Raw genomic sequence first — 23,433 nt, 5'->3', positions numbered from 1 at the left:
TTTCGATGAATTGTCGACGAAGCGCAACCCGCGCACTTCGCTTTGCGCCGCCGATTGTAATGGGGCTGCGCGTCAGGGTTCGCAAAACTCGCAAAGACCAGAATAGCCCTTACAATGACACGCATGAATACACTCCAAATCCGCCTACTGTCGTTCGCGCTGTTCGCGGTTTTCTGCGCGACGCTCACCTATTGGATCGTCGTGCTGACCGCGCACCCCGCGCCGGCGCCGCAAGCGGCCGCCGTCACGCCGAGCGCATCGGCCGAAGATGCCGCCGCGCTGTTCGGCGGCAAGCTCACGCACGAAGTCAATCGCAACATCAAGCTCGTCGGCATTCTCGCGCTGCGCGAAGGTGCCGCGGCGATCGTCGGCGTGGGCGATGAACCGGCCCGCGCAATCGCCCTCGGCAGCAAGATCACCGACGGCACGACGCTCGCCGAAGTGCGCGCTCGCTCGATCGTCATCGATCACAACGGCGTGCGCTCGGAAGTCCCGCTGGCACCCAACGCGGGCGGCCCGACCATCTACGTCCGCTGAACCGCTCGCCCGCCCGTCTTCCAAGGGGCCGCTCGGCCCCATCCATGTTCGCTACTGCACCATGTTGTTCAGATCGATGATCGGCAGCATGACGGCTAGCACGATCACCAGGACGACACCGCCCATCGCCAGAATCAGAAGCGGCTCGAGCAAGCTGGTCAGAAACATCGTCCGACGCTCGAGTTCGCTCGCTTCGCCTTCCGATGCACGATCGAGCATGGTCGTCACATCGCCCGTCGCCTCGCCCGAGCGAATCAAGTGCACGAGCACGGGCGGAAACGTCTTCGTATTGCCGAGCGCCCGAGACAGCGATGTGCCCTCGCGCACGCGCACGATCGCATCGTCGACGTTGCCGCGCATCGCACGGTTGTTCAGCGTCTCGCCGGCCGCTTGCAGTGCGCGCAGAATCGGCACGCCCGCCGCGGTCAGGATCGCGAGCGTACTCGCAAAGCGCACGGTGTTATAGCCGCGCACGAGCTTGCCGAGCAGCGGTGCCGTGAGCAGCCATCGGTCGAACGAAAGCCGCGGGCCCGTCTGCGACAAAATCGCCCGCGCAGCATAGACGACGAAAATGACGCCAAGGAGCACCGCCCACCACCAATGGCGCACGAACCCCGACAGCGCCATCATCATGACCGTGATGACCGGCAGATGCTGCTTCGTGGTGGCGAACACGTTGACCACCTGCGGCACGACGTAGCTGAGCAGGAACGTAACGATGCCGAACGCGATCAGCGTGACGATGGCCGGGTAGGTGAACGCCAGCACGATCTTTTGAGAGAGCGCGTTGCGCTGCTCGATGTAATCGGCCAGACGCGAGAGCACCAGGCCGAGCTTGCCCGTATGTTCGCCGGCCGCGACGAGCGCACGGTAGATGTCGGGAAAATCGCGCGGATGCTGGGCGAGCGCGTTTGCGAGCGAATGGCCGCCGAGCACTTCGGCGCGGATCGCCGCAACGAGCTCCCGAATGTAGTCGCGCTCCGCTTGATCGGTCAGCACGGCCAGCCCCTCGTCGAGCGGCAGCCCGGCCGTCAGCAAGCTCGCGAGCTGGCGCGTGAGGATCGCTTGCTCGCGCGAGGACAGCTTGCGGCCGAGCGCGAGGCGGCGCGTGCGTTCGCCGCGCGCCGCGCTGCCCGCGAGTTCGACCACGAGCGGCGTGAGCCCCTGCGTGCGCAATTGCGCGCGGGCCGAACGCGCGCTGTCCGCGTCGAGCACGCCTTTTTGCGGGTGTCCCGCCGCATCGATCGCTTCAAAGCGAAAGGCCGGCATGCGCTAGACCCCGCCCGTCACGCGAATCACCTCTTCGAGCGAGGTGAGGCCCGAAGTCAGCCAGCGCTCGGCATCCTCGCGCAGCGTTCGCATGCCTTGGGCACGCCCCGCCGTCAGGATTTCGGCGTCAGCCGCGTTATGGTGGATCATCGTTCGGATCGAATCGTCGATGGTGAGCAGCTCATACACACCGCGGCGCCCCGAATAGCCCGATCGCGCGCACTTGTCGCAGCCGACTGGATGCCATTGCGCATGGCCTTCCTCGACGCGCTCTTCCTTGCACACCGGGCACAGACGCCGCACGAGCCGCTGCGCGAGCACGCCCAGCAGCGACGACGCGAGCAGGTACGGCTCGACGCCCATGTCGGTCAACCGCGTCACAGCGGACGCCGCGTCGTTCGTATGCAGCGTCGCCAGCACCAAGTGACCCGTGAGCGAGGCCTGCACCGCGATTTGCGCCGTTTCCAAGTCGCGGATTTCACCGATCATGATGATGTCCGGGTCTTGCCGCAAGATCGAGCGCAGCGCCCTTGCGAACGACATCCCGATCCGCTCGTTGACCTGCGTCTGACCGATGCCGGGCAGGTCGTATTCGATCGGGTCTTCAACGGTCATGATGTTCGTCGTCGCCGTTTCGAGACGCGAGAGCGACGCGTACAAGGTCGTCGTCTTACCGGAGCCCGTCGGCCCCGTCACGAGCACGATGCCGTGCGGCCGCGAAATCAATTTGTCGAACTTCGCGAGCGTATCGGGCCCCATGCCGAGCGCCTCGAGATTCAAATGCTGCGCGTCCTTTTCGAGCAGACGCAGCACCGCGCGTTCGCCGTGCCCCGTCGGCAGCGTCGACACGCGCACATCCACCGCGCGGCCGCCCACGCGCAGCGTGATCCGGCCATCCTGAGGCAAGCGCTTTTCGGCGATGTCGAGCTGCGCCATGATCTTGATCCGCGAGATCAGGGCGCCGTGCAGCGCTTTCTTCGGGCGGACGACGTCGCGCAGCGTGCCGTCCACGCGGAAACGCACGACCGACGCGTTCTCGAACGGTTCGATGTGGATGTCCGACGCATGCTCGCGCGCCGCTTGCGTGAGCAGCGCGTTGATCATGCGGATGATCGGCGCATCGTCCTCCGACTCGAGCAAGTCCTCGACTTCGGGGATGTCTTGCATGAGCCGCGACAGATCGACTTCGCCTTCCACTTCGCCGACGACCTGGGCGGCGCTGCCGTCGTTGCGTTCGTAGGCTTGATTGATCGCTTGAGCGAGCTCTTCGGCCGGCAGGCGCACGGCCGTCAGCGCGCCGAAGTTGCGCGCGACCTCGGCCAGCGCCGCCTGGTTCGTGCGATCGCTGATCCAGACTTCGATGCCCTCGGCGCGCTGATGAGCGACGAGGATCTGACCATTGCGCGCGAACACATAGGGCACGAGCCGTGCCGCGAACGGCGAAGGCGCCTGGCGTCCACCCGGCATGCCTTCGTTGGCTGAACCCAGTACGCTGCTCACTGCGATGCTCCCGGCGCGGCCGTCTGGGGCTGCGGCGTGGGCTGCTGCTGAGGCTGTAGCGGCACCGACTGCGGCTGCCCCGGCTGCAGCGGCACGGCCTGCGGCTGCGCGACCGGTTGCTGCGGTGCCGGAAGCTGAGGCGCAGGTGCAGGCGTCGGCTGGTGAGTCATCTGCCTGAGGTCGAACAAATTCGCTGCCGGCGACGCGCCCTGGTTCGGACCAGCCGGCATCGGCGGGACGACCGGGAAGTTCTTGTCGCGCATCACGTTGTTGTCGGAGCGATAGCTGTTCGTCACGTCCTGCACGTAGTCGTAACGGTTCTGAGTGATCTGCTGCGCGGTCTCGCTGTCGTTGATGATCACCGGGCGCAGAAATACCATCAGATTGGTTTTCTGGCGCTGCTTGGTTTCCGAACGGAACAGCTGGCCGATCCATGGGATATCGCCGAGCAACGGCACCTTGCTGTTCGATACCTGATAGTTGTCCTGCATCAGACCGCCAAGCACGATGATCTCGCCATTGTCCGCGAGAACCGTCGACTGGATCGAACGCAAGTTGAAGATCGGACCCGAGGGATTCGTCACCGCGTTCGTCGTGCCGCTGACGATCGACGAGTCTTCGGTATAGAGCTGAAGCTTCAGGATCCCGCCATCGGTGATTTGCGGCTTCACATGCAGCGTAAGACCGACGTCGCGGCGGTCGTACGAATTCAACACCGAGCCCGCCGAGGTGCTGTTCAGGTTCCCGAGCTGGCCCGAAATGTACGGCACGCTCTGGCCTACGACGATCTTCGCTTCCTCGTTGTCGAGCGTGATCAGGTTCGGCGTCGACAGCACGTTTGCGTCGCTCGTGCCGGCGAAGTATTGAAGCAATCCACCGAGGCCTTGGACGCCGAACATGTTGTGCAGCCAGCCGACGTTCAGGCCCTGGGTGAGCGTGTTGGGCAGCGTTGCCGCCCCGGCCGCACCGCCGGCGGCCAGGCCCGCGGCCACACTGAGGATGTTGGAGCTGGTCGAGTTGCCCGCGCTGCTCGAGAGATTGGTGCCGGCGAGAAGGTTGCCGCTCGCAACCTGCCACTGAATCCCGAGGTTGCCGGCCGTCGCCGAGTTCAACTCGACGACCAACGCTTCGATATAGACTTGCGCGCGACGCGCATCGAGCTGGTCGATCACCGCGCGCAGATTGCGGTAGACGGGATCCGATGCGGTGATGACGAGCGAGTTGGTGGCCGCATCGGCCTGAATCATGCCGCCCGGTTGATTGTCGTCGCTGTTCTGGCCTTGCTTTTCGCCGAGGAAGTCGCTATTGCCGTTGCTGTTGCCGCCAAGCCCGCCGCTCGAGCCGGAGCTGCTGCCGCCGAGCATGCTGCTGCCGCTGCTGCCGTAAGACGAAGGTAGCGGCGGGGTGCCGGAGGTGCCGGTCGAACTCGAACTTCCGGAAGCGTTATTTTGGCTGAACGAACTGGCGTTGCTGGTTTCCGCACTATTGCCGGAACTGCCGCCCTTGCCGAGCATCCCGCGCAGCGTCTTGGCGAGCGCCACCGCATTGGCGTTGCGCAAGTGAACCACATGCATGTTGCCGGGCTGCGAACTCGGCGCGTCGAGCTGCGCGACGAGCTGCTTGGCCATATCGAGGCGCGATTTGTTCGATGCGCGCAGCATCAGCGAATTCGTGCGCGGATCGGCCATGACCGTGACCTTCAGCGTCGCGTCGGTGCTGCCGATCGAGCCCGGATCGAGCAGCTTCGAGAGCTGGGGCTCGAGATCGAGCGCATTCGCGTTTTTCAACGGCACGACGACGATCTGCTGTCCGGCGGCGTTGTCCACCCCCGCGATGATCGCCGCGATGCGCCGCACGTTGTCGGCGTAGTCGGTCACGACGAGCGTGTTGTTGGCCGGGTAGGCGGCGATCGTATTGTTCGGCGAGATCAGCGGCCGCAGCACGGGCAGCAGGTTGTTGGCCGATTCGTGATGCAGCTCGAACACCTGCGTGATGACCTGGTCTCCGCGCGCCTGCGGGTTGTTGCCCACGTAGGTCGGCGCGCCTTGCAGCTTCGCGTCGGCTTCGGGCACCACCTTGAGGACGCCGTGATCCTGGACGAGCGAGAACCCTTGCATGCGCAGCGCCGCTTCGAGCGTCTTGAGCGCCTGCTCCTCGGGAACCGGATTTTCCGATACCAGGTTCAGCTGCCCCTTGACGCGCGGGTCGACGATGATCGTCTTGTTCGTCGCGGCGCCGATCGCTTTGGCTACCTGGTCGATGTCCGCATTCACGAAGTTCAGCGTTACATCGGCGTGCGCGGCTTGTGCGGTCATGAGCCCGGCCATCAGGAGCGCGGTAGCGATGCGACGCAGTGCCATACGATTTCTTGTCATGGAAGATAGGTTCAATGCGAAAGTGCCTGGCTCTCGGCGGTAGCGCCTCGCAAACACCGATCTGGCCGGTCGGTATAAGTGTCGGATGTTCGCCCCGCCTCTCAAGAAGACGAACATTAGCAGTTTTTTGTGTCTGAATAATCACGAAGCGCCGAGCAAGGCTTCGCTTTTACGTCAGAAAATTCTCGATTGCCACAGTCGCGACGGTCACTGTCCGATAATCTGCACGCCGTATCCCCCATGCCGTACCCCCTGCTGAGCGCCAATGGCTCGGTTATGTCGGACGGCGTGCTATGGCAGTCGGTCGGCACCCGGTATCATACGGTCGAATATTTCGACTGAATCGAACGGCGGCTTCGGGTTTTCCCCAACCTGCCCGTGCGACGCTCGTCCTGGCCGGGGCAAGCTGCGCGCCGCGAATAAAAACGTAGTTCTGTCGAAGAAGGCACTCGAACCATGAAACGGACAGTTCTGATCTTGGCAGTGTTGCTCGCGTCTTTCGCGTGCGCGAACGCACGCGCGGACTGTTTCGACGAAGCGGCACGCTACCAGAAGGTCAACCCGCTGATTTTGCGTGCGATCGCCTGGCAGGAATCGCACAATCATCCCGACGCCTTGCACAAGAACGCGAACGGGTCGACCGACTACGGCCTCATGCAGATCAATTCGATTCATCTGCCCACGCTGGCCCATTACGGCATTTCGACCGGCACGCTAATGGAGCCTTGCAAGAACGTCTACATCGCGGCGTGGCATCTGCGGCAGAAGATGAACAAGTACGGCAACACTTGGGCCGCCGTCGGCGCGTATCACTCCGAAACACCCTCGCTGCGCGACCATTACGCGCACCAGATCATCGGCATTCTTTCGCAGTGGAAGCTGCTGCAGGCGCAGCGCTAAGGCCCAGAAGGGATTCGCACGGAGCCGCGGCCGGCGGCTGCCGCGAGGATGGGGCTCCGGCGTTTGGTGCACAATGCTCCCTACGCCCTCCATGCGGCGGCGCTTCGCGCCATCGCCCCATCCGATGTCGACCGTAATGAACCATTCGCCTGTGCCCGTCACCGTGCTCTCCGGCTTTCTCGGAGCGGGCAAAACCACGCTGCTCAATCACATTCTCGCGAACCGCGCCGGCCTGCGCGTCGCCGTCATCGTCAACGACCTCGCGGCCGTGAACATCGATGCGGCGCTCGTCAAGGACGCCGCATCGCTCTCGCGCGTCGAGGAACGCCTCGTCGAGCTTTCGAACGGCTGCATCTGCTGCACGCTGCGCGACGACCTGCTCGCCGAAATCCGGCGCCTTTCCGACGAAGGCCGCTTCGACGCGATCTTGATCGAGTCGACCGGTATCGCCGAGCCGATGCCGATCGCCGAAACGTTCACCTTCACCGACGACGACGGCCGCACGCTGGCCGACGTCGCGCGGCTCGACACGATGGTCACCGTCGTCGACGCGTTCAACTTCCTGCGCGATTACGCGTCGGCCGAGGCGCTTGCCGAGCGCGGCCTCGCCGCGAGCGAAGAGGACGATCGCACCATCGTCGAGTTGCTGATCGAGCAAATCGAGTTTTGCGACGTGCTCGTCGTCAACAAAGCGGACCTCGTCGATGCCGACGCGCTCGTGCGGCTCGAGCGAATCTTGGCGCGGCTCAATCCGCGCGCGGTTCAGGTCTCGAGCCGCTTTGGCAACGTGCCGCTTTCGGAAATCGTCGATACGAAGCGGTTCGACTTCGAGGCAGCGGCGGGTGCGCCGGGCTGGCTCGCGTCGCTCGAGCACGGGCATGACCACGACCACGACCATGGTCACGATCATGAACACGGTCATTCCCACGTCAGCGAAGCCGATCAATACGGGATCGGCAGCTTCGTTTTCCGCGCGCGCCGGCCGTTCCACCCCGAACGGCTGTGGGCGCTGCTGCACGAGCAATGGCAAGGCGTGCTGCGCAGCAAGGGCTTTTTCTGGCTCGCCACGCGCAACGAGGTGGCCGGTTCGCTCTCTCAGGCGGGCGGCGTTTGCCGTCATGGGCCGGCCGGCATGTGGTGGGCCGCGCAGCCGCGCGACGAATGGCCCGAAGACGACGAGCTCGCCGGTGAGATCGCAGCCGATTGGTACGGCGCGGCGGACGATGCGACGATCGGCGACCGCCGTCAGGAGCTCGTGTTGATCGGTGTCGCGCTCGATGCCGAGCGCTGGCGCGCCAAGTTCGACGCGTGTCTGTTGACCGACGAGGAGTACGCGCTCGGCCCGCAAGGCTGGGCGCGGATGCCCGACCCTTTCCCGGCGTGGGATCTCGACGCCGACGATCACGAAGGCGACGACGAAGGACAAATCGTCCATTGATCGCTTGCTGAAGGCGAAGCCCCGGGGTCTTCAACTTCGAGCCCGGGGCGGTTCCTGCCTCCATCGTCTTCGCGCGCTTTGCCGCCGGCGTGCGATTAACTAGGCGAAAAAAAACCCGCCGTTGGCGGGTGTCGACAAAACGTCAAGCCGGGCCTCATTGGGCCGACACGGGCTTAGCGCTTATTGACGGCATCCTTGAACGCCTTGCCAGCCGTGAACTTGACCGTCTTGGCTGCCGGGATCTTGATAGTCTCGCCCGTCTTGGGGTTGCGGCCCGTGCGCGCTGCGCGCTTGCCGGAGCCGAAGCTGCCGAAGCCGATGAGCTGCACCGCGTCGCCCTTGGACACTGCCTTCTTGATCACTTCGAGCAGCGTGTCGAGCGTTTCGCCGGTTTGAGCTTTGCTGGCGCCGGTCTGGCCTGCGACGGCGTCGATCAGTTCCTGTTTGTTCATTAACGTTCCTCTTTTTCAGATTGAAGTGACACGGACAGCGCAAACGCGCCGAATTATACGTACGCAAGCTGTGCCGTCGAGTAGCAGTGGCGAAGCGTGCGCCGCTCGGTCGCGCTGAACCCCTGGCGCTACGGCCTTGCGGCGCTTGCTATGATAGCTCAGCGCAAACCCAATAACGGCAAGGCTCTCAAAGAATTTAACGCTGGCGAGCCTTGTCGGCGCTGGGTTTGAGCATTGTCGTACTCGCGAACCCCTGCTGCCAAGGGCTTCTCAACGTTGCGTCCGTATGTCGTTGGATTTTGCCAACGCCCGCAAAGCCTTGTCCAGCATGGGTTTTCGGGCGATCGGCAACACCTCGGATGTCGCGATTAGGGTTGCCCCTTACGTCCAAACTTGCGCTCTTCCCACAGTTTTCGCTTTGCCGATGACTTCAACGCTGACTCCCGCCATCTTGGCCTTTCGCGACGACGGCACGCCGTTTTCCCCCGCGTACGACGACATCTACCATAGCGCCGCGGGCGCTTTCGCCCAGGCCGAGCATGTCTTTCTGAGCGGAAACGGCCTGCCCGGACGCTGGCGCGGACGGCGCCTTTTCACCGTCGTCGAGACCGGCTTCGGCATCGGCGGCAACTTCCTCTCGACCTGGGCAGCCTGGCGCGCCGATCCCAACCGGTGCGAGCGCCTGGCATTCGTCTCGATCGAAAAGCATCCTTTCAGGGCCGAGGATCTGCGCGCACTGCACGCCCGCATGGTTGCGGACACAACGGTCGGGGCGCTTTCCGAGCAGTTGACGCAGGCTTGGCCGATGCTGACGCCCGGATTGCATCGCCTGGAGTTCGAGGGCGGGCGCGTGACGCTGACGATCGCTTTCGGCGACGCACTCGAATTGCTGCCCAAGCTCTGGCTGCGCGCGGACGCGTTCTATCTCGACGGCTTTTCCCCCGCCAAGAACCCGGACATGTGGTCGCCGTTCGCCTTCAAGGCCTTGGCTCGGCTGGCGGGCGAGGGCGCGACGCTCGCCACCTACACCTGTGCCGGCGACGTGCTGCGGGGGCTGGCTCAATCCGGGTTCGAATGCACGAAGACGGAAGGTTTCGCGGGAAAGCACGCGATGCTCGTCGGCCGCTTCTCGCCGCGCTGGCGCGTGCGGCGCCACGAGCCGCCGCTGCCGTTCGCCGCGAGCGAGCGCCATGCGATCGTCGTCGGTGCCGGTTTGGCCGGCTGTGCGTTGGCCGATCGGCTCGCCGCCCGCGGCTGGCGGGTCACGATCGTCGAGCGCCACGCTCGGCCGGGACGCGAGGCATCGGGCAATCCGGCCGGCGTGTTTCACCCTTTGCTCTCTCGTGACGACAGCGTCGCGTCGAAAATCACGCGCGCCGGCTTCGAGTACGCGCTGGCGCGATGGCAAACGCTCGAGCGCGCGGGCTACGACTTCGCGCGCACCCGGGAGGGCCTGCTGCAAATCGCCTGCGACGAAGACGAATTGCACGCGCTCACCCGAGCGATCGAATCGCTCGGATATCCGCGCGAACTCGTTCGGCCGATGTCGGCGGCCGAAGCCCACGCGGCGGCCGGCGTGAGCGTCGCGCGCGGCGGATGCTTTTACCCGCAAGGCGGATCGCTCGATCCGGCCGCACTGTGCGCGGCGTTATGTGCGAGTGCGGGCGATGCGATCGTTTGGCGCACGGGCACCGAAGCCGGCCGCATCGCACGCGACGGCGATGCTTGGAACGTCCTCGGAGCCGACGGCGAGGTCATCGCGCGCGCAAGCGTCGTCATGTTCGCCAACGCGCGCGATGCGGCGCGCCTCGCAGGCCTCGCGCACGCGCCGACGCGTATCGTGCGCGGTCAGCTGACGCGCTTGCCGCACGCTTGCGCACCTGCTCTGCGCCTGCCGGCGATCGGTGACGGCTACGCGATTCCGCTCACGGACGGCTTGCTGACGGGTGCAACCTACGATATCGACGACGCGGGCAACGATCTGCGTGTCGAGAGCCACGCCGACAATCTCGCCAGGCTGGCAAGGCTGCTTCCGGCTTTCGGCGAAACGCAGGAGAGCGCCAGCCTCGACCCGGCGACGCTGAGCGGGCGCGTGGCCTTCCGATGCGTGACGAGCGACCGCCTGCCGATGATCGGCGCGCTTGCCGACGAAACCGCCAGCGAGCAGCAGGCCGCTTCGCTGTGCGGCGCGTGGCCGCTCGATCTGCCTCGCGCGCCCGGCCTTTACGGCAGCTTCGCATTCGGCTCGCGCGGGCTCGTCTGGGCCTCGCTCGGCGCCGAACTGGCCGCCTCCCAGCTCGAGGGCGAACCTTGGCCGCTCGAGCGCGATCTGGCCGAGGCACTCGATCCGGCGCGCTATCTGCTGCGCGCGTTGCGCCAGGGCACCTTCGATCGAGGATAACTCCCCTTTGCACGCCGCCCGATTCCCGGCCTAATACGCCATGTTATCCACCGCAACGTGTGGATAAGCGAGTGAAACGGCGGTGAAATGGGTGTGAGGTCGATGTGGATGCTTTCGGGACAACTTGCCTTCGGCGCCGGACGAGGCAAAAGTTATGCCTCGAAACCCCTGCGCCCCGCACATGCTGCACATGCGGTTATGCGTTCGGCAAGATCTTGATCCGTTTGAGTAAACAAGGGTTTTGCACAGATTTGGCCCACCCTTGTTAACTTCTACTACGTATACATACGTAAACAGTAAACCCTAACCCGGCACGCACGCCTCGCCGCCGGAACTGTCCAAGCACGGCGAACCCGAACACGCTATTTTTCGTCTACACCCATTCGGTGGTTGTGCCAAACGCAGACGAAATCGGCCATTTTTTCTCCGCAATACGAAATTTGACGTCGTTTGTACCGATATCGATGCTAATCGATGAACAATCGTGCGTTTTGGAGTCAAGCTATGGCACAATCGGTGTTCCTCTTGCACAAGTTGCATGGCGGCGCATCACGGATCCGCTGCGCCAATGGAGGCGATGTCGATAGCCGGGCCGGCGTGAGCCGGAGGTCGGTGCCGCCACACCTTGGTTCCTCTTGCCGGGCATGCGCCACGCTCCGCCTGAGCGCCCGGCCGCACGCATCGAATCGAGCGTGCCCAATCGCCACGTCCGGCAGCCGCCGCGCCGTCGGCAATCACCCTTTCCGTCCGCGCCGCGGCACGTCGCCGTAAGACCGGACCCGCAACCCACGAGAACGCGCCCAAAAGCGGGCAAGATGCCTTGCAGGGCCCTTCCGTAAAGGAGCAGCTATCAGATGAAATCGGCGTTTTCCTTTCTTCCTCACTGGCCGTTCGTGCCGGACGCGGTTTTCTGGGCCGGGCTCGCCTTGCTCGTTGCCGGCCTGTTGGGCGAGCTGTGCTATCGCACGTGGCGGCTGCCGCGGGTCTCGGGCTACGCCGTGATCGGATTGATCGCGGGGGCGGCGGGATTCGGCGCGATCGACGCCAGCTCGGGCGGGACGCTGCGCCTGCTGCTCGACGTCGCACTCGGCCTGCTGCTGTTCGAACTCGGCAGCCGGCTCGATTTGCGCTGGATTCGTCGCAATCCGTGGCTGGTGGCTTCGAGTCTGGCGGAGGCGACGCTGACCTTCGTGCTCGTCCTCGCCGCGCTGCTGTTCACGCATATCAGCGCCGCAGTGGCAACGGTGATCGCGGCCATCGCGATGTCGACCTCGCCGGCGATGGTGATTCAGCTCAAGACCGAGCTGCGCGCGGAAGGACAAGTCACGCAGCGTCTGCTGACGCTCACGGCGCTCAACAGCATGTACGCGGTCGTGATCGAGAAGATCGCCTCGGGCTGGCTGCATCAGGAGGTCTACGGCAACGTCTTTGCGACGATCGCTCAGCCGCTCTACCTGCTCGTCGGTTCGCTCATACTCGCCTACCTGCTCGCCAAGGCCTGCACGTTCTTCTATCGTTCGATGCAAGTGCAGGACGAGCATTCGTTCGTCGCGCTGTTCGGCCTCGTGCTGCTGGCGATCGCGATCGCCCACCTGTTCAATCTGTCGACGATCCTTAGCCTGCTCGCGGCCGGCATCATCGTGAAGAACGTCGAAGCCAAGCCGCAACTGTGGCCGGAGCATTTCGGCACGGCAGGCTGGCTGCTCACCGTCATCTTGTTCGTCCTCACGATGACGGCCTTCCAATGGCACGACATCGCGCTGGGCGGCGTCGCGGCGGTGCTGCTGATCGTGGCGCGCTTCATCGGCAAGCTCGTCGGCGTGCTCGCGTTCGCGAAGCCGAGCGGCATCGGCTGGAAGCAAGGGGTGGCGCTCGGTTTGTCGCTCTCGCCGATGTCGGCGCTCGCCTATCTGCTCGTCGACGATACCTATGCGCTGTATCCGAACTTCGACCCCACGCTGCGCGCCGTCGTGATGTGCTCCATCGCCGTCCTGCAGCTCGTCGGACCCTGGCTCGTCTACCGCTCGCTCGCGCTCGTCGGCGAACGGCGCGCTTGAAAGCTGCCCGCAAGCCCGAATGGGGCCAGCCCTAATGGGCCGGCCCGAAGGAAAACATCATGGCACTTGAACCGTTCATCAATTCCAAGCCGTTCACGTTCGGCGTCGAGCTCGAGATCCAGGTCGTCAACACGCACGACTACGATCTGACGAAAGCCGCATCCGATCTCATGCGGCTCGTCAAGGATCAGAAGATCACGGGCAACATCACGCCCGAAATCACCGAGAGCATGATCGAGCTGTCGACGGGCATCTGCAATTCGCACGAGGAGGCGCTCTCCCAGCTGCGCGCGCTGCGCGATACGCTCGTGTCCGCGGCCGATCATCTGAACGTCGGCCTGGCCGGCGGCGGCACGCATGCGTTCCAGCAATGGAGCGAGCGGCAGATCTTCGATGCGCCGCGCTTTCAGTACCTGTCCGAACTTTACGGCTATCTGGCCAAGCAGTTCACCGTCTTCGGCCAGCACGTGCACATCGGCTGTCCCGATCCCGATAGCGCACTGTTCCTGCTGCATGCGATGTCGCGATTCATTCCGCATTTCATCGCACTGTCGGCATCGTCGCCTTATGTGCAGGGCGTGGACACCGGCTTCCATTCGGCGCGGCTCAATTCCGTGTTCGCGTTTCCGCTGTCGGGGCGCGCGCCGTTCGTGCTGACCTGGTCAGGCTTCGAGGAATATTTTTCGAAGATGGTCGCCACCGGTGTCGTCAACAGCATGAAAGATTTCTACTGGGATATTCGACCGAAGCCCGGCTTCGGCACGATCGAAGTACGCGTGATGGATACGCCGCTATCGGTGGACCGGGCCGCAGCCATTGCTTGCTATATCCAGACGCTTGCGCGGCACCTGCTCATCGATCGGCCGTTCGTGCCCAAGGAAGACGACTACCTCGTCTATACGTTCAACCGGTTCGAGGCTTGCCGTTTCGGACTCGGCGGCACTTGCATCAATCCGCAGACGGGCGAGCGCCGCCCGATATTCGAGGACATCCTCGAAACCCTGCGCGTGATCGAGCCACATGCCGACGCGCTGCAGTCTTCGGCGGCATTACGGGAAATCGGCAACATCGCGCAAGCGCAAGTCAACGATGCTGCCTGGCTGCGCGGTGTCGTCGCAAAAGAGAAGTCGCTGCACGAAGCGGTTCGTCAGCAGTGCCTGCGATGGCGTGGGGTTTAGGTTTTCTAAGTTAACAACGTATACATACGTAGTAGTAGTTAACAAAGGGTGGGGGCGTCTGTGGAAAACTCGAATTTTCTTCGATGCCTCAAACACCTGCGTAAACGATAACCGCATGGTTCGCGCGTGCGGAACTGACATGAGCCCTGAACAACTCAAGTCGCGTTTCAAATCGATCTGATGTTATTCAGAAATGCCCCACAATCGGCTCGACGCGTTATACACGACTTGTCCACAGCGGCCCCTGAATAACTTAGCTGTACTATTTTTCCTCGTCGCTTAAAATGGCGCGTCTGTCGGGCCGAAAGTCACCTCGATGCCGTAACATCGGTGCAAAAGAGGTGCGTTGGTGTCGGCCCGAAGCCGCCGGCGCCGCGACGATCGAATTGAACTCGGGCGGCCGGAGCGCTTCTGAAATAGTAAAATCGGCACGCTCGACGAGAAAGCGAGCCGTCCCACGGGGCTGCCGGGGCGCAGCGAGGCAAGGCGCGGGCAACCGAATCAGCAGAGGCATGCTGTCAATTGGCGAAATAGCGAACGAAGACTATGAGCGAAGGTGTATACGGAGAGCTGGCGACCGGGCGCGTGACCCATAGCTTGCTACGCTTGAGCACGGCGATGCGCAGCCAAGCGTGGGAGTGGGCTGAAAGCGCGGGGCTCACCCCCACGCAGGGCGAGATCCTCGTGTTGCTGATGCAGCGCAAGAATCCGTTGCGGCTCGGCGAGATCGCTCGCGAGACGGCTCTCACGGCGGCCACGACGAGCGACGCCGTCAGCACGCTCGAAGCGAAAGGGTTGATCGAGAAGCGGCGTACGACGGAAGACGGCCGCGCACTGGCCGTCAAGCTCACGTCGCGCGGCCGTACGGCTGCCAAGCGCGCGCAGCAGTGGCCCGATTTTCTGACCGAAGCGATCGGCACGTTGCGCAACGAGGAGCAAGCGATCTTCTATCGCACGATGATCAAGATGATTCGCCAGCTCGAAGTGCAAGGCGACATCCCCGCGCATCGCATGTGCGTCACGTGCAAGCATTTCGAAGTCAGCAAGACGCCGAAAAAATCGGCTCATCGTTGCTCGGCCCTGAATCTGGCGATCGGCGACGCCGAGTTGCGGCTCGATTGCCCGGTCCATGAAGAAGCCGACTCGCTGACGCAAAAGAAGGTCTGGAAGATCTTCGCCCAAAGCGCCGCCTAATCGGCGCGGCGGGCGAATCGACGAATCGCGAAACGCTCGCTCATCCCGATATCCGCTGCGATCGTCTCGAGCGCCCGCTGCTAGTTCATGCGAACGAGACGTTGAACGAAGCGGCCCTCCGCGTGTACGATTGGCGCTTTGCGACGTTGACCACGTCATTGCCTCTTGCGGCGCCCAATGGGCGCCGCGTTTCCATCCCGCGATCGAAAACGCAATGCCGCTCGCCGGCGGCACCAAGGCTTTTCTGAGGATTTATCGATGAGTTCACGCAAGTTGGTCGTGCGCCAGTCCGGCGTGCATGGCAAGGGCGTATTTGCTGCCGTGCCGTTGAAGGCGGGCGAGCGTCTAGTGGAATACAAGGGTGAGCGCATCTCGTGGAAGGAAGCGTTGCGGCGGCATCCGCACAATCCCAAGGAACCGAATCACACGTTCTACTTCGCCCTCGAGGACGGCCGCGTGATCGACGGAAAAGTCGACGGCAACAGCGCCCGGTGGATCAACCATTCGTGCGCGCCCAATTGCGAAGCGGAAGAGGTCGACGGCCACGTGTTCATTCAAGCGCTGCGCGATATCGGCGCCGAGGAAGAGCTGTTTTACGACTACGGCCTCGTGATCGACGCCCGCCAGACGAAAAAGCTCAAGGACGAATACGCGTGCCGGTGCGGCGCCCGCAAATGCCGCGGCACGATGCTCGCGCCGAAGGAGTCCAAGGCGCCCAAGCAGAGCAAAAAGAAGAACGGTAAGGCTTAATGCCCGCCTAGCGGCATACGCGCGGGGATGGACAGTATCTGCCCCGCATCCAGGCCGCCTGGCGCGGCAGTTGCCAGCGGCACGCGCAACACGAATCGAGCGCCGCCGCCGGCCGCATCTTCATAGCGCACGCTGCCGCCGTGCAGGTTCATGATGTCGTGCACGATCGCGAGACCGAGACCCGCGCCGGACTCGATGCCCGGATCGGCCGCGTCTTGACGGTCGCCGCGGAAGAATCGTTTGAACAAATCGGCTTGCAAGGCGGGCGGCACGCCCGAGCCGTTGTCTTCGACGGCAATGTCCGCAAAGCGTGCGCCGTTTTCGTCGGTCGTCTCGGATACGGTCACGGTCACGTTTGCTCCGTGCGGCCTTGCCGACGGCAGGTACTTGAGCGCGTTGTCGAGCAGATTTGCGATGACCTCGCGCAGCAGGACGGGGTTGCCGCGCACGACGAGCGGCTTGTCGTTCGAAGGCCCGTCCAAGCGCTGAAAACCGAGATCGACGTGCGCGACGAGTGCGCGCGGCACCCATTCGGCACCCGTCTCGAACGCGAGCGCGGCGATATCGAGTTCCGCGAAGCGCGCGGTTTGGGCGCCCGGCTCGGCCCGGGCCAGCGACAGCAACTGATTCGAAAGCCGCACGGCGCGATCGGCCGCGGCTCGCAGCTCGCGGACGGCGACGAGCGTCTGGTTCGCGTCGCGAGCGTTCGCCGCTTGCTCGGCGTGCAGCTTCACGGCGGTGAGCGGCGTGCGCAGTTGATGAGCCGCGTCGGCGATGAATTTGCGCTGGGCGTCGAGGGCCGACTTCAGCCGCACGAGCAACGCGTTCATCGCGCTCGTCAGCGGCTTGATCTCCATGGGCACGAACGTTTCGTCCACTGGCTCGAGCGACATGTGCGTCTGCCGGTTCAAGGAATCGGCCAGGACGGTCAACGGGTTCAGCTGCTGATTGACGACGCGCCAGACGATGCCCCAGCCCGCCAGCAGCAGGATCAGCAACGGCATCATGATGGCGACGAGAAACTCGGCCGCGATCCGATAGCGATGCCGCAACGGCTGCGCGACTTCGACGATGATCGGATTGCCGACGGCTTGCAGCACGCGTACCTGCGCGACACGCACGTGCATCCCCTCGAACTGCGCCTCGAATACGTTCGCCTCGCGCCGTTCGCGCACACGCGTGCCGAACAGCGGCAGTTGGCTTTCTCCCGCGATCTCGTGCACGCCGTCGCTGATGCGGTAGATCAGCTGGTCGTTCGGATCGGAGAACATCGCCTTGGCGAGCGGCGGCACTGTCGAACGCACGTCAGGCCCGGCGATTTGGATCTGCTTCGAAATCGCGGTGGCCAAGTCGGACAGCGAACGGTCGACGACGTGCTGCGTGTATTGCCAGGCGAGCCAATAAGCGACGAGGCCGCTCATCAGAGCGAGGAGAGACAGCGGCCCGGCGAGCCGTCGCAGAAGCGAGCGGCGTAAGCTGGTCGCGGCGACGTGCTGCATGGCGATGAACGTCTCGGACGGGAAAGGGAAGGGACCGCCGCGCCCGCGTGGGGCGCAGTGAGGCACGGGCCCGGCCGGCGCACGCCGGCGGCCCGCACCCGCCACGGATTACGACGCTTGGCGAATTTCCTGCAGCAGATACCCGAAGCCTCGCACCGTGACGATTTCTACGCGGCAGTTTTCGAGCTTTTTGCGGACCCGGTGCACGTACACTTCGATGGCCGTATCGCCGAGATCGCCGCCGAAGTGGGTCAGATGGTCCTGCAATTGCGCTTTGCTGACGACGCGGCCGTGGCGCAGCAGCAGCATTTCGAGCACCGCGAACTCGCGCGGCGACAGCTCGAGCGGTTTGTCGTCGTTGAAGATGCGGCGATCGACACCGGACAGGCGCACGCCCCCGAGCGACACTTCCGGGCGCGGAATGTCGCTATGCGGGCCGCTGCGGCGCATCACGGCGCGAATGCGCGCTTCGAGTTCGGCGGGCTCGAACGGCTTGAGCATGTAGTCGTCCGCGCCGGCGTTGAGCCCCTGCACGCGATCGTTCAGTTCGTCGCGCGCCGTGAGCACGATCACCGGCGTGTGACGGTTCGACTGCCGGAAGCGCGAGAGCAGCGTCATGCCGTCGATGCCTGGCAGGCCCAGATCCAAAATGACGAGTTCGTGACGGTTTTGCGTGAGGGCCTGTTCAGCAAAGATGCCGTCATGAACCATGTCGACGGTGAAGCCGGCTTGTTCGAGGCTGCTTTGGATGCCGCGCGCGATTGGGCGGTCGTCTTCGATCAGAAGGAGTCGCATGGAATTCGCTCAAGTACAATGAATTACGCATTTCTAGCACGCCGACCGGCGATGCCTTCGCCACACGGCAAAAGCGTGCCGCCGCAAGAAAAGCTTCGGCGGGCGCCCCAACGGTCACGAACATGTCCGAGATCACGATCAACGAACTTGAAGCCGCGATCAACTTCTGGCGCGCTCGCTCGCCTTCGAGCGGCGATGAGCTGAGCTTGTGTAAGGAGGCTAGCGCACTCTCCAAGCCGTATGCGCTGATGATTGTACAGCGTCAGGCGACTCTATCGTCAGACGGGCTCGAACGAGGCGCGCGCGATGCATGGGAAGCATACGTGCGAGCCTTGCGCGGCTAGGGTTGCAGCCGTTTAGGCCGCGCGCATGCTCTTCGCCGCGTCTTCGATGAAATGCGCGAGTTCGATGTCGCGCTCGGTCACGCCCTGGGCATCGTGGGTGGTCAGCGTGATGTCCACCGTGTGATAGACGTTGAACCACTCGGGGTGATGGTTCATCTCCTGGGCCTTGATGGCCACGCGCGTCATGAAGCCGAAAGCCTCGTTGAAATCGGCGAACTTGAATTGACGATGGATCGCATCGCGGCCCGCAACGGCTTGCCAGCCGCTCAACTGCGAAAGCTGCGTCGCGCGCTCTTCCGAAGTCAGCTTGTGGATCATTGCATCATCTCCTTTCATTGAGCCCTGGGCGGGGGATCGACCCGATCCGTTCGATCCGGCGCGCGCAAGGGTGCGCGTGCGACCCATGCCTTGCGTCGGTTTGGCCATTTTTTCACAACTGGGACAACGACGCTTGGGCGGGCGGCCGGGCCGTTCGGCACCCACGCCCTCATCTTTGGACATCGCCCTCCCTGGCCCACCCATCGCCGCTTCCGCGCGTGATGATCGTATCGGTCCAGCGGTAACGCAAGTCTATTGCGTGTGATGCGGGGAGAGGGCGAGAATTGCGTGTTGTTTTATATGGATATGCGATAATTACGCATAGATTTATATTTTTGTGCGGGAAATTTTCATGTTAGAGCTCGACCACTTCGATTTGGCCTTGCTCGAGGTGCTGCAGCGTTTCGGGCGGGCGACGCACCAGCAGCTCGGCGAGCGGGTGCCGCTGTCTCCCTCGCAAATCGGCCGGCGCCTGCAGCGGCTCGAGTCGATCGGAATCATCGACGGCTACCGGGTCGTGCTGCGGCCCGAGAAACTCGGGCTCGGCGTGACGGCCTTCACGAGCCTGAAGCTCAAACATCACGGCGATTCGATCGTCGAGCAATTTCAGCAGCAGATCGACGTCCTGCCCGAGGTGCTCGAATGTCACGCGGTGGTGGGCGATGCCGACTATCTGCTGCGCATCGTCGCCCCCGATCTCAATGCGCTGTCTTCGTTCGTCATGAAAAAGCTGATGCGGGTGCCGGGCGTCGACAGCGTGCGCTCGAACATCGTGCTCACGACGTTCAAGCGCAACGGGCCGCTGCCGCTCGATCATCTTTCGCCCGGAACGGCGCCCGCGTGAGCTTGGTCGAGCGGGCTCGAATCCGCTCGAATCGGTTTGTGCCGTCTTGACGGCGTCAGGCGGCGCGGCCTCCGAGGCTGTCGTTGAGCAGGTCGACATAAGCGACGGCCACGAGATCGGCTTGCGAAACGCCGAGCTTCGAGAACACCGCATGCGCTTCGGCTTCGCCCGCGTCTTCGTCGTCATCGGGGGCGAGGACGACCTCGAGTTCGACAAAATCACCGAGCCCGTCGACGCGGTCGAGATGGATGCGCGTGCGCCCCGCGAGGTAGACATGGCGCTCCTTCGAGACGATGCCGCGGGTCGTGAGCGCCGTCGCCAGCAGCGCATGCATGGCATCGGGGTTCGTCACCGGGCTGCGCGTGTAGTACGACGCCTTCGGCCCGTCGCGATCGTCGCGTTGATAGAAGATCAGTTCGGCGGGCGTGCCGTCGTCGAATTGGCGCAGCTTCAGGCGGCCGCGCGGCACGTCGTAGAAGAAATCCTGTTGCCGAAAGATGAGGGGTGCGTCGTCCGAGAGCGCGGCTGCCCGCTCGCGTAGATCGTCGAATGCGCGGGCGCGCGCTTTGATTTCGATGTTGCGTGCCATGTCGAGCTCCTGTCGAAACGTGTGATGAGGGGGCGGCCTGCCAGCGGGGAGGGCAACCGGCCGAGCGTGGCCGACCCTACGAGCGGATTGATCGCGTCAAGCAGCGTGCAGCAAGAGGTAACGGAAAAACGCAAACGGGGAAAAAACGCGCCCGGGTGGAAGCGGGCGCGTAAGGACGAATCTAACAAAAACCGAAGCCGCGCGTTTGTTCGCAATGCACCCGATCAAATCAAATGGCCCACTGCGCTTCGATCAGTTTGAACGCCGCGGCAATCGCGGGTTCGTCCATGCGCGCGGCCAGTGCGACGAACGTGAGCTCGGTGGGCACGACCACGTCTTCGGCGATCGTCAGCGCGTGCGTGTGCGCCTCGGCGATGGCGATTGCATCGCGGGCGAGCGAAAGTCCGACGCCCGACTTGACGAGATCGAGCATCGAGATCTCTTGATCGACTTCGGCTACCTTCACCGGATCGGCTCCGGCCTGTGCGAACAGCCGCGACAGCAGACGATTATGCGCGGAGGCGGGCGGGGTCCAGATCCACGGCAGCGCGGCGAGCGAGCGCCAATCGGGCGAACGGCCGACGCGCTCCTTCCAGCCGGCCGGCGCGAGCACGCGGTATTGAAAGCGCGTGAGCGTCGCTGCATGGAAGAGGCCGTCCGGCATCCCGTCGTCGGCGGGCTGGCCGATGTAGTAGCCGACATCGAGTTCCTGGGCGCGTACCTGCTGCGCCACCCACCCGGACATGCCATGGCGCAAAGCCGTTTCGATCTGAGGGTAGGTCTCGACAAGCTGCTTCAGGAATCCGCCTAGACGCAGGAACTGCGGATCGAGGATGGTGCCGATGCGCAATCGCCCACGGACTTCCTGGCGCAATGCGGCCGCCGCGCGCTCGACGTCGCCCGCCGCGACGAGCGCTCGCTCGGCGTGCGGCAGCAGGGCCCGGCCGTCGCGAGTCAGCGCGAGCCCATGCGAGCCGCGTACGAACAGCGCCATGCCGAGCGTTTCCTGCAGGTTCTTGATCTGCAGGCTGACGGCCGGCTGCGTCAGATGAAGCTGGGCGGCCGCGCGCGTGAGGTTGCCGACGCGCGCCACCGTGACGAACGCCCGGAGCAAAGTAAGGTCCATGCCGGTGATATTAGCGCGCCTTATATCGCAATTGAGGAGAACTCATTGGATTTCGGGCCGCATGGGCGGTTAGGCTTTGGTGGGAACCCGGGCCCGCGCGTCTTCAGTCTTCATATGGGCCTGCCTAATTATTCTCGATCGATGCGAGGCGGTGCGCGACATGATGAGCGAAACGATTCTCGAAGGCGAATTCGACTATGTCATTGTCGGCGCGGGCACGGCGGGCTGCGTGCTCGCGAACCGGCTCAGCGAAGACGCGGATGTCAGCGTCCTGCTGATCGAGGCGGGCGGCAAGGACGACTACCGCTGGATTCACGTTCCCGTCGGATATCTCTACTGCATCGGCAACCCGCGCACCGATTGGCTCTATCGCACGGGCGAGGAGGCCGGGCTGAACGGGCGCTCGCTGTCCTATCCGCGCGGGCGAGTGCTCGGCGGCAGTTCGTCGATCAACGGCATGATCTACATGCGAGGCCAGCGCGAGGACTACGACGAATGGGCCCGTGCGACGGGCGATTCGTCGTGGTCTTGGGACGCGGTGCTGCCCGTGTTCAAGCGCAGCGAGGATCATCATGGCGGCGCCGATGCCTGGCATGGCGCGGGCGGTCAATGGCGCGTCGAACGGCAGCGGCTCAAATGGCAGGTGCTCGAGGCGTTTCGAGAAGCCGCGCAGCAGGCGGGCATTCCGGCGACCGACGATTTCAATCGCGGCGACAACAGCGGCGTCGGCTACTTCGAGGTCAATCAAAAGCGCGGCGTCCGCTGGAATGCATCGAAGGCGTTTCTGCGTCCCGCGCTGGAACGTCCAAACCTCACCGTCGTGACCGGCGCGCAAGTGCGGCGGCTGACATTCGACGGAAAACGCTGCACGGGCGCGGTCTACCGCCGAGGCGATCGCTCGGGCTCGCGCGAATTCTTCGCGCGTGCGCGGGGCGAAGTCGTGCTGGCTTCGGGCGCGGTCAATTCGCCGCAATTGCTCGAGCTATCGGGTGTCGGCGATGGGGCCCGGCTGCAGCGGTTCGGAATCGAAGTCGTGCACGATTTGCGCGGGGTCGGCGAAAATCTGCAAGACCATCTTCAGCTGCGAATGGCCTATCGCGTCCGCGGCGTGCGCACGCTCAACACCATGACGGCGCATTGGTGGGGCAAGGCGCTCATCGCCATGCAATACGCATTGTGGCGCAGCGGGCCGATGTCGATGTCGCCCTCGCAGTTGGGTGCCTTCGCGAAGTCGTCGCAGGACGATGCCTCGATCACACGCCCCGATATCGAATATCACGTGCAGCCGCTCTCGCTCGATCGCTTCGGCGAGCCACTGCATCGCTTCAACGCGTTCACCGCATCGGCCTGCCATCTGCGGCCGACCTCGCGCGGCAGCATTCATATCGAATCGCCCGATCCGCTCGCGGCGCCTTTCATCGCGCCTAACTATCTGTCGACCGACTACGATCGCCATATCGCCGCCAATGCGTTGCGGCTCACGCGCCGCATCGTGCAGACGCCGGCGCTCGCGCGCTATGCGCCCGAGGAAATCCTGCCCGGGCCGCAGTACCAGACCGAAGAAGAACTCGTGCAGGCGGCGGGTGCCGTCGGCACCACGATCTTCCATCCCGTGGGAACATGCCGCATGGGTACGGCCGACGATCCTGGCGCCGTGGTCGATGCGCGGCTACGTGTTTTCGGCGTGACGGGATTGCGTGTCGTCGACGCTTCGGTGATGCCGACGATCACATCGGGCAATACGAATTCGCCAACGCTGATGATCGCGGAGCGCGCAAGCGACATGATTCGTGCCGATCGCCGTGCACGGGCTTCGTCGACGCAAGCGGTGGGGACGGCGCCTACCGTGAACGCTGTGTGACGTTCG

At 63.9% G+C, this 23,433-nt stretch carries 21 protein-coding genes; 11 read left to right on the top strand and 10 right to left on the bottom strand.

Translation table 11 applies throughout. From position 1 onward, the window contains the following. The first annotated feature begins 123 nt into the window (after positions 1-123). Positions 124-537, top strand: a complete 414-nt coding sequence (locus DWV00_RS14555; RefSeq protein WP_115534336.1) for a general secretion pathway protein GspC — start codon at positions 124-126, stop codon at positions 535-537. Positions 538-588: 51 nt separating this feature from the next. Here DWV00_RS14555 and gspF read toward each other — a convergent pair whose 3' ends face one another. From gspF to gspD, 3 genes are read right to left on the bottom strand one after another with little or no spacing between them, the layout of a single operon-like run. Further along, on the bottom strand, positions 589-1,806 hold the full coding sequence (gene gspF, locus DWV00_RS14550) for a type II secretion system inner membrane protein GspF (RefSeq protein ID WP_115534269.1): 1,218 nt from the start codon (positions 1,804-1,806) through the stop codon (positions 589-591). Positions 1,807-1,809: 3 nt separating this feature from the next. Continuing rightward, positions 1,810-3,306 carry a type II secretion system ATPase GspE gene (gene gspE, locus DWV00_RS14545; RefSeq protein ID WP_115534268.1) on the bottom strand — a complete coding sequence of 499 codons (1,497 nt, stop codon included), beginning with the start codon at positions 3,304-3,306 and terminating at the stop codon, positions 1,810-1,812. After that, entirely contained in the window at positions 3,303-5,681 is a 2,379-nt protein-coding gene (gene gspD, locus DWV00_RS14540; RefSeq protein ID WP_115534267.1) for a type II secretion system secretin GspD, read from the bottom strand. The genes gspE and gspD overlap by 4 nt, the downstream gene beginning before the upstream one ends. Positions 5,682-6,137: 456 nt before the next feature. On the opposite strand from gspD, the gene DWV00_RS14535 reads away from it, so the two are divergent. Next, entirely contained in the window at positions 6,138-6,581 is a 444-nt protein-coding gene (locus DWV00_RS14535; RefSeq protein WP_115534266.1) for a lytic transglycosylase domain-containing protein, read from the top strand. A gap of 136 nt (positions 6,582-6,717) precedes the next feature. Continuing rightward, complete coding sequence (locus DWV00_RS14530; protein ID WP_115534265.1) at positions 6,718-8,019, top strand: GTP-binding protein; 1,302 nt, start codon at positions 6,718-6,720, stop codon at positions 8,017-8,019. 173 nt (positions 8,020-8,192) lie between these two features. On the opposite strand, the gene DWV00_RS14525 is transcribed toward DWV00_RS14530, so the two are convergent. Together DWV00_RS14525 and DWV00_RS35080 are read right to left on the bottom strand one after the other, a co-directional pair. Continuing rightward, a complete protein-coding gene (locus DWV00_RS14525) occupies positions 8,193-8,471 on the bottom strand; it encodes an HU family DNA-binding protein (RefSeq protein WP_074262967.1) in 279 nt (92 codons plus the stop codon). 15 nt (positions 8,472-8,486) lie between these two features. Further along, positions 8,487-8,633, bottom strand: coding sequence for a hypothetical protein (locus DWV00_RS35080; RefSeq protein ID WP_425452775.1), 147 nt, complete (start codon positions 8,631-8,633; stop codon positions 8,487-8,489). A 262-nt stretch (positions 8,634-8,895) separates the two neighbouring features. Between DWV00_RS35080 and mnmC the strand changes: the two genes are divergently transcribed. The 5 genes from mnmC to DWV00_RS14500 all read left to right on the top strand — a co-directional run bounded on the left by mnmC (position 8,896) and on the right by DWV00_RS14500 (position 16,051). Further along, a complete protein-coding gene (gene mnmC / locus DWV00_RS14520) occupies positions 8,896-10,872 on the top strand; it encodes a bifunctional tRNA (5-methylaminomethyl-2-thiouridine)(34)-methyltransferase MnmC2/FAD-dependent 5-carboxymethylaminomethyl-2-thiouridine(34) oxidoreductase MnmC1 (protein WP_115534264.1) in 1,977 nt (658 codons plus the stop codon). Positions 10,873-11,726: 854 nt separating this feature from the next. Next, the gene (locus DWV00_RS14515) at positions 11,727-12,929 is read left to right on the top strand and encodes a cation:proton antiporter (protein ID WP_115534263.1); all 1,203 of its coding nucleotides are present in this window, start codon (positions 11,727-11,729) and stop codon (positions 12,927-12,929) included. A gap of 59 nt (positions 12,930-12,988) precedes the next feature. Continuing rightward, positions 12,989-14,107 carry a YbdK family carboxylate-amine ligase gene (locus DWV00_RS14510; RefSeq protein WP_115534262.1) on the top strand — a complete coding sequence of 373 codons (1,119 nt, stop codon included), beginning with the start codon at positions 12,989-12,991 and terminating at the stop codon, positions 14,105-14,107. A gap of 546 nt (positions 14,108-14,653) precedes the next feature. After that, positions 14,654-15,301, top strand: coding sequence for a MarR family winged helix-turn-helix transcriptional regulator (locus tag DWV00_RS14505; protein WP_115534261.1), 648 nt, complete (start codon positions 14,654-14,656; stop codon positions 15,299-15,301). A gap of 258 nt (positions 15,302-15,559) precedes the next feature. Continuing rightward, complete coding sequence (locus tag DWV00_RS14500) at positions 15,560-16,051, top strand: SET domain-containing protein (RefSeq protein ID WP_115534260.1); 492 nt, start codon at positions 15,560-15,562, stop codon at positions 16,049-16,051. Here the strand turns inward: DWV00_RS14500 and DWV00_RS14495 are convergent. Beyond that, on the bottom strand, positions 16,048-17,550 hold the full coding sequence (locus tag DWV00_RS14495; protein WP_115534259.1) for a sensor histidine kinase: 1,503 nt from the start codon (positions 17,548-17,550) through the stop codon (positions 16,048-16,050). The genes DWV00_RS14500 and DWV00_RS14495 overlap by 4 nt on opposite strands. 108 nt (positions 17,551-17,658) lie before the next feature. Then, a complete protein-coding gene (locus DWV00_RS14490; protein ID WP_115534258.1) occupies positions 17,659-18,345 on the bottom strand; it encodes a response regulator transcription factor in 687 nt (228 codons plus the stop codon). A gap of 122 nt (positions 18,346-18,467) precedes the next feature. On the opposite strand from DWV00_RS14490, the gene DWV00_RS14485 reads away from it, so the two are divergent. Continuing rightward, positions 18,468-18,689, top strand: coding sequence for a DUF3717 domain-containing protein (locus DWV00_RS14485; RefSeq protein WP_115534257.1), 222 nt, complete (start codon positions 18,468-18,470; stop codon positions 18,687-18,689). A 12-nt stretch (positions 18,690-18,701) separates the two neighbouring features. Here the strand turns inward: DWV00_RS14485 and DWV00_RS14480 are convergent, their stop codons facing one another. Then, positions 18,702-19,007: a 4a-hydroxytetrahydrobiopterin dehydratase gene (locus DWV00_RS14480; protein WP_115534335.1), complete on the bottom strand. Its 306-nt coding sequence runs from the start codon at positions 19,005-19,007 to the stop codon at positions 18,702-18,704. A 352-nt stretch (positions 19,008-19,359) separates the two neighbouring features. On the opposite strand from DWV00_RS14480, the gene DWV00_RS14475 reads away from it, so the two are divergent. Further along, the gene (locus DWV00_RS14475) at positions 19,360-19,851 is read left to right on the top strand and encodes an Lrp/AsnC family transcriptional regulator (protein ID WP_115534256.1); all 492 of its coding nucleotides are present in this window, start codon (positions 19,360-19,362) and stop codon (positions 19,849-19,851) included. Between the two features lie 55 nt (positions 19,852-19,906). On the opposite strand, the gene DWV00_RS14470 is transcribed toward DWV00_RS14475, so the two are convergent. Both DWV00_RS14470 and DWV00_RS14465 read right to left on the bottom strand, forming a co-directional pair. Then, positions 19,907-20,440 (bottom strand): class IV adenylate cyclase, encoded by a 534-nt coding sequence (locus DWV00_RS14470; RefSeq protein ID WP_115534255.1) that lies wholly within the window; start codon positions 20,438-20,440, stop codon positions 19,907-19,909. Between the two features lie 229 nt (positions 20,441-20,669). After that, the gene (locus DWV00_RS14465; protein WP_115534254.1) at positions 20,670-21,566 is read right to left on the bottom strand and encodes a LysR family transcriptional regulator; all 897 of its coding nucleotides are present in this window, start codon (positions 21,564-21,566) and stop codon (positions 20,670-20,672) included. Between the two features lie 160 nt (positions 21,567-21,726). Between DWV00_RS14465 and DWV00_RS14460 the strand changes: the two genes are divergently transcribed. Then, the gene (locus tag DWV00_RS14460; RefSeq protein ID WP_115534253.1) at positions 21,727-23,427 is read left to right on the top strand and encodes a GMC family oxidoreductase; all 1,701 of its coding nucleotides are present in this window, start codon (positions 21,727-21,729) and stop codon (positions 23,425-23,427) included. Positions 23,428-23,433: the final 6 nt, after the last annotated feature.

Origin of the sequence: Trinickia dinghuensis (assembly GCF_003367175.1) — a bacterium.
Taxonomy (GTDB): Bacteria; Pseudomonadota; Gammaproteobacteria; order Burkholderiales; family Burkholderiaceae; genus Trinickia; species Trinickia dinghuensis.
The sequence above is the reverse complement of the archived record's forward strand: the minus strand, read 5'-3'. Positions and strand labels throughout refer to the sequence as shown.